Annotated in this window: 12 protein-coding genes and 2 pseudogenes; 8 read left to right on the top strand and 6 right to left on the bottom strand. The window is 67.6% G+C overall.

Features of this window, described 5'->3' with window-relative positions:
- The first annotated feature begins 113 nt into the window (after positions 1-113).
- On the top strand, positions 114-1,592 hold the full coding sequence (locus ACFPFQ_RS02720) for an aldehyde dehydrogenase family protein (protein WP_379614374.1): 1,479 nt from the start codon (positions 114-116) through the stop codon (positions 1,590-1,592).
- A gap of 435 nt (positions 1,593-2,027) precedes the next feature.
- On the opposite strand, the gene ACFPFQ_RS02715 is transcribed toward ACFPFQ_RS02720, so the two are convergent.
- Positions 2,028-2,273 (bottom strand): hypothetical protein, encoded by a 246-nt coding sequence (locus ACFPFQ_RS02715; protein ID WP_379614372.1) that lies wholly within the window; start codon positions 2,271-2,273, stop codon positions 2,028-2,030.
- On the opposite strand from ACFPFQ_RS02715, the gene ACFPFQ_RS02710 reads away from it, so the two are divergent.
- The gene (locus ACFPFQ_RS02710) at positions 2,260-2,505 is read left to right on the top strand and encodes a hypothetical protein (protein ID WP_379614370.1); all 246 of its coding nucleotides are present in this window, start codon (positions 2,260-2,262) and stop codon (positions 2,503-2,505) included. The genes ACFPFQ_RS02715 and ACFPFQ_RS02710 overlap by 14 nt on opposite strands.
- 386 nt (positions 2,506-2,891) lie before the next feature.
- Here the strand turns inward: ACFPFQ_RS02710 and ACFPFQ_RS02705 are convergent, their stop codons facing one another.
- Positions 2,892-3,770: a polysaccharide deacetylase family protein gene (locus tag ACFPFQ_RS02705; RefSeq protein ID WP_379614368.1), complete on the bottom strand. Its 879-nt coding sequence runs from the start codon at positions 3,768-3,770 to the stop codon at positions 2,892-2,894.
- 252 nt (positions 3,771-4,022) lie between these two features.
- Positions 4,023-4,931 (bottom strand): MBL fold metallo-hydrolase, encoded by a 909-nt coding sequence (locus ACFPFQ_RS02700; protein ID WP_379614366.1) that lies wholly within the window; start codon positions 4,929-4,931, stop codon positions 4,023-4,025.
- A 757-nt stretch (positions 4,932-5,688) separates the two neighbouring features.
- Here ACFPFQ_RS02700 and ACFPFQ_RS02695 point away from each other — a divergent pair.
- The 5 genes from ACFPFQ_RS02695 to ACFPFQ_RS02675 all read left to right on the top strand — a co-directional run bounded on the left by ACFPFQ_RS02695 (position 5,689) and on the right by ACFPFQ_RS02675 (position 13,318).
- On the top strand, positions 5,689-6,819 hold the full coding sequence (locus ACFPFQ_RS02695) for an LLM class flavin-dependent oxidoreductase (RefSeq protein ID WP_379614364.1): 1,131 nt from the start codon (positions 5,689-5,691) through the stop codon (positions 6,817-6,819).
- 211 nt (positions 6,820-7,030) lie between these two features.
- Positions 7,031-7,876 (top strand): fumarylacetoacetate hydrolase family protein, encoded by an 846-nt coding sequence (locus ACFPFQ_RS02690; RefSeq protein ID WP_379614362.1) that lies wholly within the window; start codon positions 7,031-7,033, stop codon positions 7,874-7,876.
- A 123-nt stretch (positions 7,877-7,999) separates the two neighbouring features.
- Positions 8,000-9,619 (top strand): AMP-binding protein, encoded by a 1,620-nt coding sequence (locus ACFPFQ_RS02685; protein WP_379614636.1) that lies wholly within the window; start codon positions 8,000-8,002, stop codon positions 9,617-9,619.
- A 167-nt stretch (positions 9,620-9,786) separates the two neighbouring features.
- Complete coding sequence (locus tag ACFPFQ_RS02680) at positions 9,787-12,111, top strand: transketolase-like TK C-terminal-containing protein (protein WP_379614360.1); 2,325 nt, start codon at positions 9,787-9,789, stop codon at positions 12,109-12,111.
- 28 nt (positions 12,112-12,139) lie between these two features.
- Entirely contained in the window at positions 12,140-13,318 is a 1,179-nt protein-coding gene (locus tag ACFPFQ_RS02675; RefSeq protein ID WP_379614358.1) for a 2-oxo acid dehydrogenase subunit E2, read from the top strand.
- A 202-nt stretch (positions 13,319-13,520) separates the two neighbouring features.
- Here ACFPFQ_RS02675 and ACFPFQ_RS02670 read toward each other — a convergent pair whose 3' ends face one another.
- Complete coding sequence (locus ACFPFQ_RS02670; protein ID WP_379614356.1) at positions 13,521-14,498, bottom strand: AraC family transcriptional regulator; 978 nt, start codon at positions 14,496-14,498, stop codon at positions 13,521-13,523.
- A 318-nt stretch (positions 14,499-14,816) separates the two neighbouring features.
- Positions 14,817-15,879: pseudogene (gene ribA / locus ACFPFQ_RS02665) on the bottom strand (GTP cyclohydrolase II).
- On the opposite strand from ribA, the pseudogene ACFPFQ_RS02660 reads away from it, so the two are divergent.
- Positions 15,845-16,027 (top strand): annotated as a pseudogene (locus ACFPFQ_RS02660) (flavin reductase family protein); the annotation flags it as partial. The pseudogenes ribA and ACFPFQ_RS02660 sit on opposite strands and share 35 nt — an antisense overlap.
- A gap of 156 nt (positions 16,028-16,183) precedes the next feature.
- On the opposite strand, the gene ACFPFQ_RS02655 reads toward ACFPFQ_RS02660, so the two are convergent.
- On the bottom strand, positions 16,184-16,234 hold the full coding sequence (locus ACFPFQ_RS02655; RefSeq protein ID WP_379614634.1) for a hypothetical protein: 51 nt from the start codon (positions 16,232-16,234) through the stop codon (positions 16,184-16,186).
- Between the last annotated feature and the right edge of the window lie 9 nt (positions 16,235-16,243).

The following is a 16,243-nucleotide window of genomic DNA, read 5'->3' as shown; positions in this document are numbered from 1 at the left end:
AGCGTCCGCCCGCAGTGTTCGTTCTTGGCACAGCTTCGGCCGACGCACGCATCACGGACCCGTCGCCGACCTACGCTCGCCGCGCCCGCCACCCGTCCCGGAAGGACCTCCGCATGGCCATCGACGCCGCGTCCACGCTGCCCGCCACCGGCTACCCCGAGCCGACGCTGTTCATCGACGGTGACCAGGAATCCGGCGACGGCGGCAGCGAGGGGATCGTCGACGTCGTCGATCCTGCGACCGGTCGCGCGATCGGCCGCCCACCTGCGGCCGACACCCGTCAGGTCCGAGCCGCGATCGAGGCCGCGAGCCGCAGCTTCCCCGGTTGGTCTGCCGCCCCGCCTGCCGAGCGGGCGGACGTGCTGCGTCGGGCCGCGGACGTGCTCGCCGGCCGGGCGGACGCGGATGCGCTGGTCATGACCCTCGAGCAGGGCAAGACACTCGCCGAGTCGCGGGCCGAGATGATGTCGATCGTCGACCTGTTCCGCTGGTACGCCGACCGCGCCTCCGGGCCGACGGCACGGGTCGAGCCCGGCTCGGTCGCCGGCGGTGAGGTCTCTGTGCAGCACTTGCCGATCGGGGCGGTCGCGATCCTGACGCCGTGGAACTTCCCGGCGTCACTGGCCGCGCGCAAGCTCGCCGCGGCCTTCGCTGTCGGCTGCACCGCTGTGGTGAAGCCCGCCCCCGAGACCCCGGCCTCGTTCCTCGCCGTCGCCCAGGCCCTGAAGGACGCCGGCCTGCCCGACGGCGTCCTGAACGTCGTCAACGGTGACCCGGTGCGGATCAGCCGCGAGCTGATCGAGGCACCGCAGATCCGCGCGGTGAGCTTCACCGGATCCACACCCGTCGGTCGCGAGATCGGCCGCCTCGCCGCCGGCGCGCTCACCCGCGCCACCCTGGAACTGGGCGGCCACGCACCGGTCATCGTCACGGCCGACGTCGACGTCCCCGCTGCCGCGCGGAGCCTGGCTACCACGAAGTACCGCAACGCCGGCCAGGTCTGCATCTCGCCGACCCGGTTCCTCGTCGAGCAGTCGATCCATGACGAGTTCGTGCACCACTTCGTCGAGTACGCCACCGGACTACGGGTGGGACCGGGCATCGACGACGGCATGCAGATGGGACCGATGGCCGTCGAGCGCCGCAGGCGTGGCTTGCTCGATCTCCTCGACCGCACCGTCGACGCCGGCGCGACCGTGCAGTGCGGAGGCGCTGCTCTCGACGGTCCGGGCTGGTTCGTCGCGCCGACGGTCGTCACCGGAGCGTCGGTCACGTCGGCGGCGATGAACGAGGAGCCGTTCGGCCCGCTCGCCGTCATCAACCCCTACGCGACCGACGACGAGGCCATCGCCGAGGCCAACCGGCTGCCCGTCGGTCTCGCCGCCTACGTCTTCAGCGGCTCGGCAGCACGCGGCGACGCACTTGCCGCTCGTGTGGAGGCGGGCACCGTCGGCGTCAACACCGGGGTCATCGTGCACCGCGACTCGCCGTTGTCGGGGATCAAGGACAGCGGCTATGGCAGCGACGGGGGACTCGAGGGCATGCACGAGTTCCAGCACGTCAAGGCGGTCAGCACCGTGCCCGTGCGCTGAGAGTGTCCTGAAACCGAACACCCGCGCGCCGGTCGTGTCCCTAGCGTCGCAGGCAACTCGACGAGGAGGACCGTTCATGTCGGTTTCCACGGCCTGTCCATCGACGGCGGCATGGCCGAGTACACCGTCGTCGAGGAGCGGATGGCCCACAAGCTGCCCGACCCGAGCCGATGAGGACACGCAACCGTCAGGGGTGCGAAATGTACTCGGCGACCTTCTCGAAGAGGTTCCCTCCGAACTTCACCTTCCGGAGGCTCTCGCAGATCCTGCGGCTCGCTGTGCAGCACGGGGCGCTCCGGGACAACCCGGTCCGGCACCTGAACCCGATCGAGTCGACCCCACGCCGTGCGCGGGCGCTAACGGCCGGAGCGCAGGCGATTCCTGGGCTGGATGCATGGCCACTCCGACGATCCGCAAGAAGCCAAGGCACAGGCATCAGCGCGGCGGCGCGACCTCCCGGACTTCGTGACCTTCATGCTCGGCACCGGCGTGCGGATCGGCGAGGCGCTCGCTGTGAGGTGGTGCGACCTCGACCTCGACGGCGTCCCGGTCGTTGACGGCGACGAACTCCGGGCGGTCCCGATCGTCGCCATTACGGGCAACATCGTTCGTCATCGGGGTGATGGGCTGCACACGGCCCGGGTTGAACTGGAAGGATCCGAACAACATGACGACCCACATCCTTGAGGCTCGTCTCGGAGCTCGAATGGACTGGCCGGTCACGAGCCACGCGTTCCGCAAGACTGCGGCAACGATCTGGCACGACTCCGGCGTACTCACCGACCGCCAGAAGGCCGACCTAACCGGTAACCGGCCGGCCAAGATCAGCACCCTTACAGACATCTACGTCGCCCGCGGTGAGCTGCATCCGCAGGGCGCAGCGGTCATGGACGCTGCGTGGCTTGATTCTTGAACCCGCTGGTCGGGAGAGCCGGCGCCTTGCGAGGAGCCACCTGGATCACGCGATGAACCCGGCAACGTTCGTGGCCACCGCACTAGTCAACGAGCGGCTACACCGCTGGTCAACTGGACTGCGCTTTGGTGCTGGTCATCAGTTGGATGCGCATGGATGCGATCGCGATGCGGCGTGAGCGCCGAGGTTTGTGGCAGGTCGATCGTCAGGACAGCAGCGGACCGACTAGCGCTGCCCGGGCGCTCGAGGAGTTCTGGGCCTGAAGTCGGTTGGGTGCTGCGCGACCCATCGACGGTGGCCCGAGCGGAACCGTCTCGGCCACCAGTGGCCCGCCGGCCGAGGTCATCGAAGGCTTCGTCGTCCGTCGAGCCATCCGCCGGTGGGCGTCATCGCATCCAACTCTGTGTGGTCAGGCCCGGGTCCTTGTCGAACATCCCAGGCCTACCGCGTACCCAATCGGCTACCTCGCCGCACGGAGCGCACCACAGTCGGGAGTCTGTCGAAATCCGTTCGACGATTCTGCGCATGGCCGCGAGCCGGTCGGCGTCGTCGTGCAGGAACGGATGGAACAACAGTGACGCGTAACCACCCGACTCGATGACCTCGCCGATGCAGGCTTCCATGATCTCCTCGAATCCCTGGGGGTCGATGAGCCCGGGTGGGCGGCCGTCAGACTTGCGCATCTCCTCCAGCGGCTCGAAATAGCAGTAGGCGTCGATCCATCTCCACCGGAACGGTAGAAATACGTGGTCGTCGGCCGCGACCACGTGCTCTCCCGCCGGGGAGGTGTAGTCGATCCCGTGACCGGCGAGAAGTTCCCGAGTGCCGGTGTTCAGGCCGCCGCCCGGGGGTCGAAATCCCCGGATGCTGATACCGAGTTCTCGGAAGCGTCGAACGGAGACGTCGAGCAGCTCCTCCTCGCGCTGCGGGTCGAGGGCGGACCAGGCCTCGTGGCGAAAGCCGTGAAGGCCGATCTCGTGGCCGCGCGCGGCCACATCTTTGATCGTGTCGGGGTACACGTCCGTATTCCAGGCCTCGACGAAGTAGGTGACCTGCACGTTGTAGGACTGCAGGATCTCTAGCATGGGAGGCAAAGAACTAAAAACGGAGAAATGGTTCCCGACGGGCATTTCGGACGGCCACAGGTTGGATTCGAGCTCGTAGGCCTCGCCCATGTTGTCCATCGTCACGCTGACCGCGGCCACGGCATCTCCGGGCCACCGCTGGCCGTCGGCGGCGGACGGGCCATCGATCGAATCGTTCACGGCTGCTCTGCCTCTCGTCGTCGCTACGAAGCAACGGTCCTACCGGCTGTCGGTACGGCGCACGGACCTGCTCGAGGCGGATCCGGCTGCAATGACGCTAGTCCGCGAGGGACGGCTCGGATATCCCATACGTGGCTCGGCGATATCCGTGTTGCGAAGCTCGGGCTCGGAGGGAGCCGCCAGGGTGAGGGCCACCCGGACGCATCCATACCGTCCAGCTGGATCCGGGGCCGAAACACTGTCCAGCCAGCCCTAGATCTGGGGTCGAAACGCGGCCCACGCCTTCAGGTCGAAGTTTTCGCCGTCTCGGATGACCTCGGCGGCATGGTGTCCATTGAAGTGCGCAGGAACCACCAGGACGTTCTCGTCGGCGGCCCACGAAAGGATCCTGCGCCGGGACCTGCGGGCCATGGCCGCGTCCTCGCAGAAGCAGCTGTTCCAGTCCGGACGCAGCATCTGGACCGGGCTGTGCATGAGGTCCCCGACGAACACGGCGCGCTCACCCTCGGACTCCACCTTCACCACGGTGAGCCCGGGGGTGTGACCGGGTGCCAGCTCCAGGGTCAGGTTCGAATCGATCTGCAGCGTGTCGCCCTCCCAGGCGTCGGCCAGCCCGGCCTGGTGCACTGGCAGCACGCTGTCTTCGAACATGTTGTGGTTGACCCACGTGCCCAGCCGCTCGTGGCCGTTGAGTGGGTTCCAGAACTCGAAGTCCGCCTTCGAGAACAGGTACCGCGCGTTCGGGAAGGTAGGTACCCATTCTCGGTCTCGTAGGACGGTGTTCCAGCCGACGTGGTCGACGTGGACATGCGTGTTCACGACGACGTCCACGTCCTCGGGGCGGACGCCGGCGGCGGCCAGGCGCTCCATGAAGCCCGTCTGTAGGTGGCCGAACACCTGGAGGTACGGCCGCTCCTTGCCGTCGCCTGCACCGGTGTCGATGAGGATGGTGCGCCCTTCGCTGCGCACTACGAACGTCTGCAGGCAGGCGCGGGCCATGCCGCTCTCGCGGTCCCAGAAGTCGGGGGTGAGCACGTCTGACCGCTCTTCCCAGAACTCCCGGTTGCTCTCCGGTACGAAGTCGGTGACGGGAGCGAAGAGTCCCTCCCACTCCATCACCCTGGTCACGCTCACGGCACCGATCTCGATGGTCTCGTTCACGACTGCTCCTCGTTGATCCTGTCGTACTTGCTTCGATCGATGCCGTGCGACTTCGCAGTACCGCGTCGGGCCATGGTCGCGAACGGGGAAATGGCGTCCACCGCGCTCACTGTTGCAGGCCAGCATCCCTTCAGCGGCGCCACCCACCGCTCGGCTGCGGCGAGATCGGGGGTAACAGAAGTGATCGATCGCGGGGTATGCTGATCGGTTGTCGATGCGCGCGCGGAAAGTGCTTCGACGGTGATCAGATGGCCGACCGTCCCGGTTCTGTTCTAGATTAATCGGAGGTTCGAAGAACGGCGGAAACTGGGCCGATCTTGCTGATGCTGACTTCCGCTGGACTTGAGTGATGCCGGCGTCCCAGTAGTCCGCATCGGTCGGCTCCCAGGCTCGCGATCCCTTTAATTCGGGGCCCGTCGGGCTGGTCATCCCGCCGCGCGTCGATAGCCGAGGACGCGAAGCGGGACTGAGAGATTTGTAATGCGCCGAGAGGTCGGGGTCTATCCGCTTCACGTCGACGACAGGCCGCTTCACGAAGGAGGCGGGCGGGCGCCCTCCGCCGCTGAGAACACGTGCGCCGGATGATCTGCTGCGCAAGCACGGATATCCCACCTGGTCCTCGACCTCTAGCTGTGACAGCGAGATGAGCTCCGCGCCGGAGGTTCGGGAATCGGATTCGGGGCTGCGTCGCGGGGATATCGGTGGTCGAGAGTTCTCTCCTAGCGTGCTGGCAGGCCTCTCGACACAAGGACGTGGGATGACGACTTCGGCGGGTACCCCTTTGACTGCTCGCGAGCAGATCCGGAAGGGCAACAAACTCAAGCTCGGTCTATTCGGGCACAACGTGAGCAATGGTCTCTCCTTCACCACCGCGCCGACCAGCTACGAGATCACATGGCCGCACACCTCGGCGATCTGCAGGGCAGCCGACCAGGCAGGGATCGAGTTCCTCATCCCCGTCGCCCGGTGGCGCGGCATGGGTGGCAACACCGACCCGTTCTCGGAGTCGTTCGAGACCATGACGTGGGCGGCGGGGATCGCTGCGGAGACGAGCCACATCACGGTGGTTTCGACGTTGCACCTCACCCTGGCCCACCCGGTCATGGCAGCCAAACAATGCGCGACCATCGACCACATCGCGAAGGGTCGCTATGCCTTCAACGCCGTGATGGGCTGGTTCGCCCCGGACATGGTGATGTTCGGCCAGGAGATGATGGACCACGACGACCGCTACCGGTACGGGGCCGAGTGGATGGGGCTGGTCAAGCGGATCTGGACCTCGAAGGAGCCCTTCGACTTCGACGGCGAGTTCTTCCAGCTGCGCGAGGTGCAGTCGCTGCCGAAGCCCTTCCAGGGCCCCTACCCGCCGATCCTGAACGCCGGCGGCTCGCCTGCCGGAGTGAACTTCGCGGCGCGCGAGGCCGACTACAACTTCGCGATCGTGAACGATCTCGAGTCCGGTGCCCAGCACGTCGAGGGCGCCAAGAAGCTCGCTCGTGAGACGTACGACCGCGAGATCTCACCGCTCACCGACGGTTTTCTCGTGTGCCGGGAGACCGAGAAGGAGGCGCGAGCGGTGGTCGACCAGATGCTGGAGATGGCTGATCGGCCCGCCGCGGAGAATTTCCTGCGCGAGTTCGGCATCGGCAGCGGCTCGCTCAGCGAGGAGATGCGCGAACTCGTCGACCGCGGCATCGTCGGCCTCGGTGGCCCGCAGTTCATCGGGACCCCCGACCAGGTCGCCGAGCAGCTCAAGGAGATCCACGACATCGGCGTCGAGGGCGTCGTGTTCGGGATGCTCGACTACCTCGAGGAGCTCCCGTACTTCGTCGAGCAGGTGCTTCCCCGCCTTGAGGAGATGGGCCTGAGGGAACCGTTCAAGCCCTGAACACCCCACCGCCCACCCGCTGACGCCCGGGATCGATGCGCTGGACAACCAGATCGCGGCCGGCGCCCACGCCGTGCACGCGGCAGGTCGATCACGTCAAGGACCAGAGGAGGTCGGTCTTGTTCACCGGAATCGGCTCACCTGTGAAGGGCACCGCATGCTCCGGGGAGCCTCGACGGCACACCGCCCCGGAAGGCCGGATGGTGGTCCGATGAGGATCGCGAACGTGGGAGGACGGCTGCACCTGCAGGAGCGGGACGTTCTGGTCGACGTCGCCGAGGCCAGCGAAGGTCGTTTCAGCTCAGATCCTCAAGCCGTTTACGCCCGATGGACCGAGTTCCGGGACTGGGCGGCGACACGGCCCGGCCCGGCATCGCTACCGGCCACGCCGGTGGATGTCGGTGCTCCCGTCCCGCGGCCTCGGCAGTGCCTGGCGGTCGGACTGAACTACGCCGACCACGCAGAGGAGAGCGGGCTGAAGCTCCCGGAGGAGCCGTTCGTCTTCCCGAAGTTCAGTTCATGCATAGCGGATCCGGGCTCGCCGCTCGTCCTGCCGAACTCGACCATCGACTGGGAGGTCGAACTGGTTGTGGTGATCGGTGCGATCGCACGCGACGTTTCGGAAGCCACGGTGTGGGACCGTGTGGCGGGCCTGACCATCGGACAGGACATCAGCGACCGGACTCTGCAGTTCGCGGGGCCGGCACCACAGCAGTTCGGACTCGCCAAGTCACTGCGGGGCTTCGGTCCACTGGGTCCGTGGTTGGTGACTCCGGACGAGCTCGCCGACCCGGATGACCTCGAGATCACCTGCCTGCTCAACGGCGAGGTCGTCCAGCAGTCCAGCACGAAGCACCTCATCTTCGACGTCAGGCGAGTGGTTTCCTATCTGTCGCGGCACCTGACGTTGCACCCCGGAGACGTGATCTTCACGGGCACGCCGTCCGGTGTCGGGTTCGGCAGAGATCCGCAGGTCTATCTCCGTCCGGGAGACGAGCTGCTGAGCCGGATCGAGGGATTGGGCGAACTGCGGACGGCCGTCCGCGGGAACGAGTGAGCGCCTCGTCGTCCTGCAGTGTGCGCCGGATCCGTCCGCAGGCACGTCTCCGAACCATTCGGTCTCGCCGCCCTACCCGTGTCCGTCGCACGGGACCTCGTAGCTACTCGTATGGAGAATTCGATGTCCGGACTCGATGTCCCGCTGACACCACTGCGCTTCATGGCGCGGGCAGCCGAGGTGCACCCCGACCGTGTGGCGGTCATCGATGGAGGACGTCGATGGACGTGGGCGGAGTTCCGCCAGGAGGTGGTGGCGTTCGCCCGGGCTCTGCGAGGGAGCGGGATCGGACCAGGCGACCGGGTCGCCTTTCTGGGCAGCAACTCTGCCGAATTGTTGGCCGCCCACTTCGCCGTGCCGCTCGCCTGCGCGGTGCTGGTGTGCGTCAACACCCGGCTGAGCCCGTCCGAGGTCGCCTACATCTGCCAGCACTCGGCGGCGTCGCTGCTGATCGGCGACGGTGATCTCCTCGACGGGCTGGATCTGGGCCACGACTTCCCCACGGTCCGCGAGGTCGTGGAGGTCCCCGACCAGAGCGGCGTGTACCACTCCGCGGCGAGCGCGGTCCGCTATTCCGACCTGCTGACCCGAGCGTCGGGCGAGGACCTCCCGTGGGAGGTGGACGACGAGACGCGGACCATCAGCATCAACTACACGTCAGGTACGACCGGTCGGCCGAAGGGTGTGGAGTACAGCCACCGCGGCGCTTACCTCAACTCACTCGCCGAGGTCCAGCATCAGCGGTTCGTCGACGGCAGCCGCTACCTGTGGACCCTCCCGATGTTCCACTGCAACGGGTGGTGCACGACATGGGCGCTCGCGGCGGTAGCGGGGACCCACCTCTGTATCCGAGCGGTTCGCGGTGCCGAGGTCTGGTCACTCATCGATTCGGAGGCGGTGACCCACCTCGCCGGTGCGCCGGTGGTGCTGACCACCCTGGCCGATGCGCCAGAGGCGCATCCGCTGGACCGCCCGCTGTCCGTGACGACGGCAGGGGCGCCCCCGAGCCCGACGATCATCGCGCGGATGCGGAAGCTGGGTGCCGAGGTCGTCCACGTCTACGGGCTGACCGAGACCTACGGCCCCTACTCGGTCGCCGAGGTCGGCGACGACTGGACGACTCGTCCCGAGGAGGAACAGGCCGAGTTGCTCGCTCGGCAAGGCGTCGGGATGCTCACCGCTGATCGCATGCGCGTGGTGCGCCGGGAGCGCGATGATGCCGGTGGGCTGGTCGACGTCAACCCCGACGGCATCGAGATGGGCGAGATCGTGATGCGGGGCAACACGGTCATGAAGGGGTATCACCGAGACCCCGCCGCCACCGAGGAGGCGTTCGCCGGGGGTTGGTTCCACTCGGGCGACCTCGGCGTGATGTTCCCGGACGGATACGTCAAGCTCCTCGACCGCGCCAAGGACATCGTCATCTCCGGTGGCGAGAACATCTCTACCGTGGAGGTCGAGCAGGCCCTGTTGAGCCATCCGGACGTGGCCGACGTTGCGGTCATCGGCGTTCCGGATGAGAGGTGGGGCGAGAGCCCCAAGGCGTATGTGGTCCTCGCCATGGGTGCGGAGACATCGTCGGAGGCGCTCATCGAGCACGTCCGGGGTCGGATCGCGCGGTACAAGGCGCCGCGCGAGGTGGAAATGGTCACCGGGCTGCCGCGGACCTCGACCGGGAAGATACGGAAGGGCGAGCTGCGCGAAGCGGCCGGGGGGACGAGCCCGAGGGCGGTTCAGGGCTGACAGCCCAGCGTGCCCCGGGGCCGGGCTCGGCAGATCGCACACCACCGACCGAGGTCCCGGCGACCCTTCGCCGATCGACTGGCGCCGGCGGGTCACACGCGCAATCACGCGAACGCATTCACGAGCTCTCCGGTCGTTACTTCACCTGTCTCCCGAGAGGAGCACTGATGACGAACGTCATTCCTGTTGAGCAGGACGCAGGTCGTCTCGTCGTGCTCGAGCAGATCGAGCAGCGCGTGCTGTGGCTCTCCACCGCGATCATCGACCACGCCAACCGTGTTCGGGCCAATCCGACCGGGCTCAAGGTCGGCGGGCACCAGGCGTCGTGCGCGTCGATGACCACGCTGATGACGACCCTGTTCTTCGAACACCTGCGCGCTGGGGACCGGGTGTCGGTCAAGCCCCATGCGTCACCGGTCCTGCACGCGATCAACTACCTGCTCGGCGACCTCGACGAGTCCTACCTGACCACGCTGCGGTCCTTCGGTGGACTGCAGTCCTACCCGTCGCGGTCGAAGGACCCCGACACCGTCGACTACTCCACCGGCTCGGTCGGCATCGGTGCTACCGCCCCGATCTGGGGCGCTCTGTCCCGCCGTTACGTCAACTCCCACCTCGGTGGCGCCGGCAGCGGTCGCCAGTACTCGCTCGTCGGTGACGCCGAACTGGACGAAGGCGCGGTGTGGGAGGCCATCCTCGACCCGATGGTCGGTGAGCTCGGTGAAGTCGTGTGGATCGTCGATCTCAACCGGCAGAGCCTGGACCGAGTCGTGCCGAACATCGGAGCGACGCGCCTGCAGGGGATGTTCGAGGCTGCGGGCTGGCAGGTGCTCACCGTCAAGTACGGCCGCCTGCTCCACGAGCTCTTCGAGCGGCCCGGGGGAAACGACCTGCGCCGCAGGATCGACGAAATGGCCAACCCGGAGTACCAGCGGCTGCTGCGCTGCACCCCGGCACAGCTACGCGAGCGGTTGCCGGACACGCCTGTCCTGACCGAGCTCGTCGCCACGCTGGACGACGACACGCTTCACGCGGCCGTCCGCAACCTCGGCGGCCACGACCTGCGGGCCGTCGGCGACGTGCTCGGCGCGATCGACGACGCTCGCCCCACGGTCATCTTTGCCTACACCGTCAAAGGGCGAGGACTGGCCAGCGAGGGACACCCGCAGAACCACTCCTCACTGCTGTCAGCCGAGCAGATCGCCGACCTCGCGCAGAGCTCCGGCATGTCGCTCGACGCACCCTGGCAGCGGTTCCCCGCCGACAGCGAGGCCGGCGAGGCCTGTGCTGCTGCCGCGGAGCGGCTGCGCAGGGACCAGATGTCACCAACCTCGGTCGGTGAACTCCCCGTCGACATCGGGCGCACCCCCTCGGGCACGGCCACCACGCAGGCGGCGCTGGGCCGAGCCCTGCTGGATCTGACCCGGTCCTCGCCCGAGGCCGCCAAGCGCGTCGTGACGCTGTGCCCGGACGTCTCGTCCTCGACGAACCTCGGGGGTTGGGTGAACAAGGTCGGCGTGTGGTCGCCCGATGAGCGGCGGAACTGGTTCGAGGATGATCCGGAAACCATTCTGCACTGGCGGGAGAAGCCCACGGGCCAGCATCTGGAGCTGGGCATCGCCGAGGGCAACCTGGTCGGGTTGCTCGGCGAGCTCGGTGCGACCTGGAGTCGGTGGGGGCAGCCGCTGCTGCCGATCGGGGTGCTCTACGACCCGTTCGTCGAGCGGGCGTTGGAGCCGTGGTCGTACGGCATCTACGCCGGTGGGCAGTCGATCCTCGTCGGCACCCCGTCGGGGGTGTCGCTGGCGCCCGAGGGCGGGGCACACCAGTCGATCACCACACCGTCGGTCGGACTGGAGCAGCCGGGCTGCGTCACCTACGAGCCCGCGTTCGCGATCGACACCGAGTGGACGTTGTTCGCCTCCCTGGCCCGCCTGGGCCGTCCGGACGGCAGCTCGGCGTACCTGCGTCTGTCCACCCGGCCGGTCGACCAGACCCTGGCCGCGGTGCCGACCGACGCGGCGGCACGCGAGCGGCGCCGTCGTCAGGTGGTGGCCGGCGCATACCCGATCCGACGCAGCCTCGAGCAGGCGCCCGCCGTGACCATCGCCGTGATGGGTGCGGTGCTCCCCGAGGCAATCGGCGCTGCGGAGCGGCTCGAGTCGCTCGGCACGGCCGTCGACGTGGTGTGCGTGACGAGCCCCGGACTCCTGTTCGACGCCGTGCTGGCCAGGTCCGGGCGCTCGGCCCGGTCCGCACATACGGACACCTGGGTCCTGGACACCGCATTCCCCGCACGTCGGGCCGCCCCTCTGGTGACCGTGCTCGACGGTCACCCACACACGCTGGCGTTCCTGGCCGGGATCAACTCTGTGCGCGCCACCCACCTCGGGGTCACCCGGTTCGGACAGTCCGGAGACCTCGAGTCCGTCTACCGCCACCACGGCCTCGATAGCGACGCCATCGTCGCGGCCGCCCTCGACCTTCTCTAACCCAGTCACCCGAGGAGCCCTTGCCGTTATGTCCGTCTCCGTCACCATGCCCGAGCTCGGGGAGAGCGTCACTGAAGGAACGGTGACGCGCTGGCTCAAGGACGTCGGCGACACGGTCGCGGTCGACGAGCCCTTGCTCGAGGTCTCGACCGACAAGGTCGACACCGAGATCCCCTCACCGGTGGCGGGCACAGTGCTCGAGCTGCTCGTCGGTGAGGACGAGGTAGTCGAGGTCGGCGGCCTGCTCGCGCATGTCGGCGAGGCGGGCGAGTCTTCCGACGTCGGAACGGAACCGGTGATCGATATGAAGCCCGCGCCGGCGGCCGCGCCCGCGGAAAGCACCGCCATTCAGCGGGCGCGTGCGGAATCGGCGCCTGCGGCGCCGGTCGCCCCGAAGCCGGTCGTCGAGCAGGCCGCGAAGCCGGCTCCGATCGAGGAGCCGCAGCAGGGTCCGGGCCGAGCTGGACGGTCGGCGTCGGCTGAGTTGGCAGGCACGCAGGTACCGATGTCGCGGCTGCGGCAGATCATCGCTTCGCGCATGACGGAGTCATTGAGCTTGTCGGCGCAGCTGACCACGGTCCAGGAGGTTGACCTCACCCGAATTGCCCGCTTGCGGGTCGCGGCGAAGGACGACTTCATCCGGCGCGAGGGCATCAAGCTGACGTTCCTGCCGTTCATCGCGAAGGCCGTGGTCGAGACGTTGGCGACCTTCCGTGCTTTCAACGCGTCGATCTCCGAGGACGGCAAGTCAGCGATCTATCACGACGCCGTCCACCTCGCCGTCGCCGTTGACACCCCACGGGGGCTGCTCGTCCCGGTCATACGGAACGCCCAGGAGCTGGGTGTTGTCGGGCTCGCCCGCCGTATCGCGGACGTTGCCGAGCGCACCCGCACGAACACCATCACGGCAGACGAACTCAGCGGCGGCACGTTCACGATCACCAACATCGGCAGCGTCGGTGCCTTGTTCGACACTCCGATCATCAACCAGCCCCAAGTTGCGATCCTGGCCACGGGAGCCGTCTACCGAACTCCTGCTGTGATCACCGGCCCGGACGGTGAGGACCAGATCGCCGTCCGCTCCCGCTGCTACCTTCCGATGACCTACGACCACCGTCTGGTCGACGGTGCCGACGCCGGCCGCTTCGTCAGCGCAGTCCGAGCCCGTCTGGAAGAGGGCGCTTTCGGCGAGGAGCTGGGCTTGTGAGCGCAGCGGACGAGGGCGCGTGCCGCGGCAAGGTCGGGGCAACCAAGCACGAGGTCATGACAGTCGTATCGGCAGACACCCGCTCGTGGTGTGCTCCGTCCGGTGAGGTCTCGGATGGGGCCGGGGCGGCCAAGGTGTTGCCGAGGATCCCGGCCTGATCGACTGGAGCTGGATGCGCTGACCACGAGCAGTCCGCGGCAGCTCAGTGGTTCCTTCGGAGCGTGTCGACGGGGCGGCATCCGTAACGGGCTCGGTACTGCTGACCGAAGCGACCCTGATGCAGGAAACCCCACCGCGTCGCGATGCTCGAGACGGTCGCTGACTCCGGGTCGTTCGAGGACAGCTCCTCGTGAACACGGGTGAGGCGCAGGTCGCGCACCACTGCCATGGGCGCAGAGGTGAGGTTCCGGCTGAAGGCGATCTGCAGTGAACGGGCCGAAACCCCGGCGGCGCTCGCGATGTCGGCCAGACCGATCGGCTCGGAGATGTTCTCGTGGATGAAATCGAGGGCGCGCTGCACCACTGCCGGCCGGGCGGATCGGGAGTCACCTCCGGCCAGCTCCTGAGAGTACCGATGCCGTGAGCTCAGCAGGAAACTCGCGATGACGAGGTTCTCGAACTGGCTTTCCAGGATGGGGCTCATCCGCCCGCCGAAGCGATCGATCTCGCCTGCGTAGTAGGCGATCGCCGACGCCAGCCGAGCTCCTGCCGGCGCCCGGAGATCGACCTCGGGGTGGAAGTCGACGGGCCCGGACACCGGCGCGCCCAGCAGGTTCGACAGATGGTCGTGCAGGGCCGGCGCCGGCATCTTGACTGCGAACTGGCCGGTGCTGGCCGGCCATTCGAGCCGCACCGAGTCGGCCGGCGTGAAGATCACAGCGCGGACGCCCGCCTCCGTCACCACGTACTTGCGCTGCCGATACAGGTACGCCGATGTCCCCCCGCTGACGGTGAGGTTGATCTGGTAGCAGTCCTCGAGGGTCGGCGCGTCGAGCCGCGCATCGGCTCCGAACGTGCAGAACCCCAGGGTCATGCTCCCGCTGACCGCGGCGTTCAGCACGAGGTCGAGCGGCTGATCCTCGGCGATGTCGAGCCGGTGCGGGTAGTAGAGCCGGCAGATGACATCCCTGGCCTCATCGAGGTCCTCCGTCACGCAGATCGGGGAACGGGCCAGGGGCATGCGCGAGGTGTCGGATGAGCTCGGCTCCAGCGCCCCTGTCGCACGCATCGGGTCGCCCCTCCCTCCAACTCGCCCCGGACACCGTCGTCAGACCTGGACGCCCGCACGGTAGCTCCCTGGCCCACCACGTCGCTATCCCCGTCGCGCAGCCGGGGCGCCGTTGCGCGAACGCAGCGATCGATCGTCGCCCCGCACGGTGGTGCCGAGCCCTCGCCATGGCTTCGACGCTACGGCTGAGGCGAATTCATTGCATCCACTGGTTTGGGCTCGTCGAAGACGTCAGTTCTGCTCACTCCGACCCCGCCCATGGATTCTGCGTCAACCCGTACTCTCGCCCCCTGATCGAACGTGCCCCATGCGCTCCTGCTTCGTACGCAGGTAGCGGACGTTGTGTGGCGAAGTACTGGTCGGGAGACCGACGCGGCCGAGGATCTCCAGGCCGTAACCATCAAGGCCGCCGTACTTGGCGGGGTTGTTCGTGATGAGCCGGAGCCGGGTGATGGCGAGATCGGCAAGGACCTGCGCACCTGTGCCGTACGAGCGGCTGTCGACCGGGAGCCCCTGCGCGGTGTTGGCGTCGACGGTGTCCAGGCCGGACTCCTGCAGCGCGTAGGCGCGAATCGTGTGTGCCAGGCCGATTCCGCGACCTTCGTGGCCGCGGAGGTAGACGACAGCGCCGGCCCCTTCGGTGACGATCGCACGAAGTGCCTGCTCGAGCTGTGCCCCGCAGTCGCAACGCAATGACCCGATGATGTCGCCTGTGAGGCATTCGCTGTGCACCCGGACCAGCGCGCCACGGTCTGTGTCGCCGGCGGCGGCGACGTCGCCGTAGACCAGGGCGAGATGTTCCGTATCGTCGATCTTCGATCGGTACGCAACCGCCCGGAAGTCCCCGAACACTGTCGGCATTGCCGAGGTGGCGACGGGCTCGACCAGTCGCTCGGTAGCTCGCCGGTATCGCACGAGGTCAGCGATCGCGAGGATCGGCAGGTCGTGCTCGGCGGCGAAGGTCCGCAGCAGTTCTCCTCGGGCCATCGACCCGTCCGCAGCGACGATTTCTCCGATCACTCCGACAGGTTCGTGCCCGGACAGGCGCAGGAGGTCGACTGCGGCCTCAGTGTGCCCCGCACGGACGAGGACGCCGCCGTCTCGGGCTCGAAGCGGGAAGACGTGTCCGGGTCGTCGCAGGTCTTCGGGCCGCGTGGCCGGATCCGCGAGAGCGCGGAGGCTGTTCGGCTGTGGCAGTAGCGGCCGGCAGGATCAGGTCACCCTCGTTCTCCCGGTCTGCGTCGTCGGTGACGACCACCATTCGTCCGGCCGCGAGCGCGGCGACGGCATACTTGTACATGCGCAACGTGCTGGGCCATTTCCCGTCCGGCATCGTCGTGATCACCGCGATCACGCCGGAAGGACCGGCCGGCTTCATGTGCCAGTCGTTCAGCTCCCTGTCGCTCGATCCGCCTCTGGTGTCCTTCGCGCCGGCACGCAGCTCGGCGACGTGGCCACGCATTCGGGAAGCAGGACGATTCTGTGTGAACATCCTGGCCGACGATCATGCAGAAATCAGCACTGCGTTCGCGCGCTCGGGCGTGTCGCATCCCTCGGCCCTGCTGATCTTGTTGAGATCGCCTCACTGCAGTCGTTTATTGGTATGCAGGTGGCCGAGGGCACGCGAGCGGTGTCGATCATGCGACCACCACGGTGGCCATCATCCCGGCGTCCTCGTGGTCGAGGATGTGGCAGTG

The organism is Pseudonocardia sp. GCM10023141 (assembly GCF_042653605.1).
The sequence above is the reverse complement of the archived record's forward strand: the minus strand, read 5'-3'. Positions and strand labels throughout refer to the sequence as shown.

Excerpts from the sequence above, each read along its gene's own strand:
- ACFPFQ_RS02680 (WP_379614360.1), top strand. The coding sequence starts at position 9,787 with ATGACGAACGTCATTCCTGTTGAGCAGGACGCAGGTCGTCTCGTCGTG.
- ACFPFQ_RS02685 (WP_379614636.1), top strand. The coding sequence starts at position 8,000 with ATGTCCGGACTCGATGTCCCGCTGACACCACTGCGCTTCATGGCGCGG.
- ACFPFQ_RS02720 (WP_379614374.1), top strand. The coding sequence starts at position 114 with ATGGCCATCGACGCCGCGTCCACGCTGCCCGCCACCGGCTACCCCGAG.
- ACFPFQ_RS02695 (WP_379614364.1), top strand. The coding sequence starts at position 5,689 with ATGACGACTTCGGCGGGTACCCCTTTGACTGCTCGCGAGCAGATCCGG.
- ACFPFQ_RS02690 (WP_379614362.1), top strand. The coding sequence starts at position 7,031 with ATGAGGATCGCGAACGTGGGAGGACGGCTGCACCTGCAGGAGCGGGAC.
- ACFPFQ_RS02715 (WP_379614372.1), bottom strand. The coding sequence starts at position 2,273 with ATGTGGGTCGTCATGTTGTTCGGATCCTTCCAGTTCAACCCGGGCCGT.
- ACFPFQ_RS02670 (WP_379614356.1), bottom strand. The coding sequence starts at position 14,498 with ATGCCCCTGGCCCGTTCCCCGATCTGCGTGACGGAGGACCTCGATGAG.
- ACFPFQ_RS02675 (WP_379614358.1), top strand. The coding sequence starts at position 12,140 with ATGTCCGTCTCCGTCACCATGCCCGAGCTCGGGGAGAGCGTCACTGAA.
- ACFPFQ_RS02710 (WP_379614370.1), top strand. The coding sequence starts at position 2,260 with ATGACGACCCACATCCTTGAGGCTCGTCTCGGAGCTCGAATGGACTGG.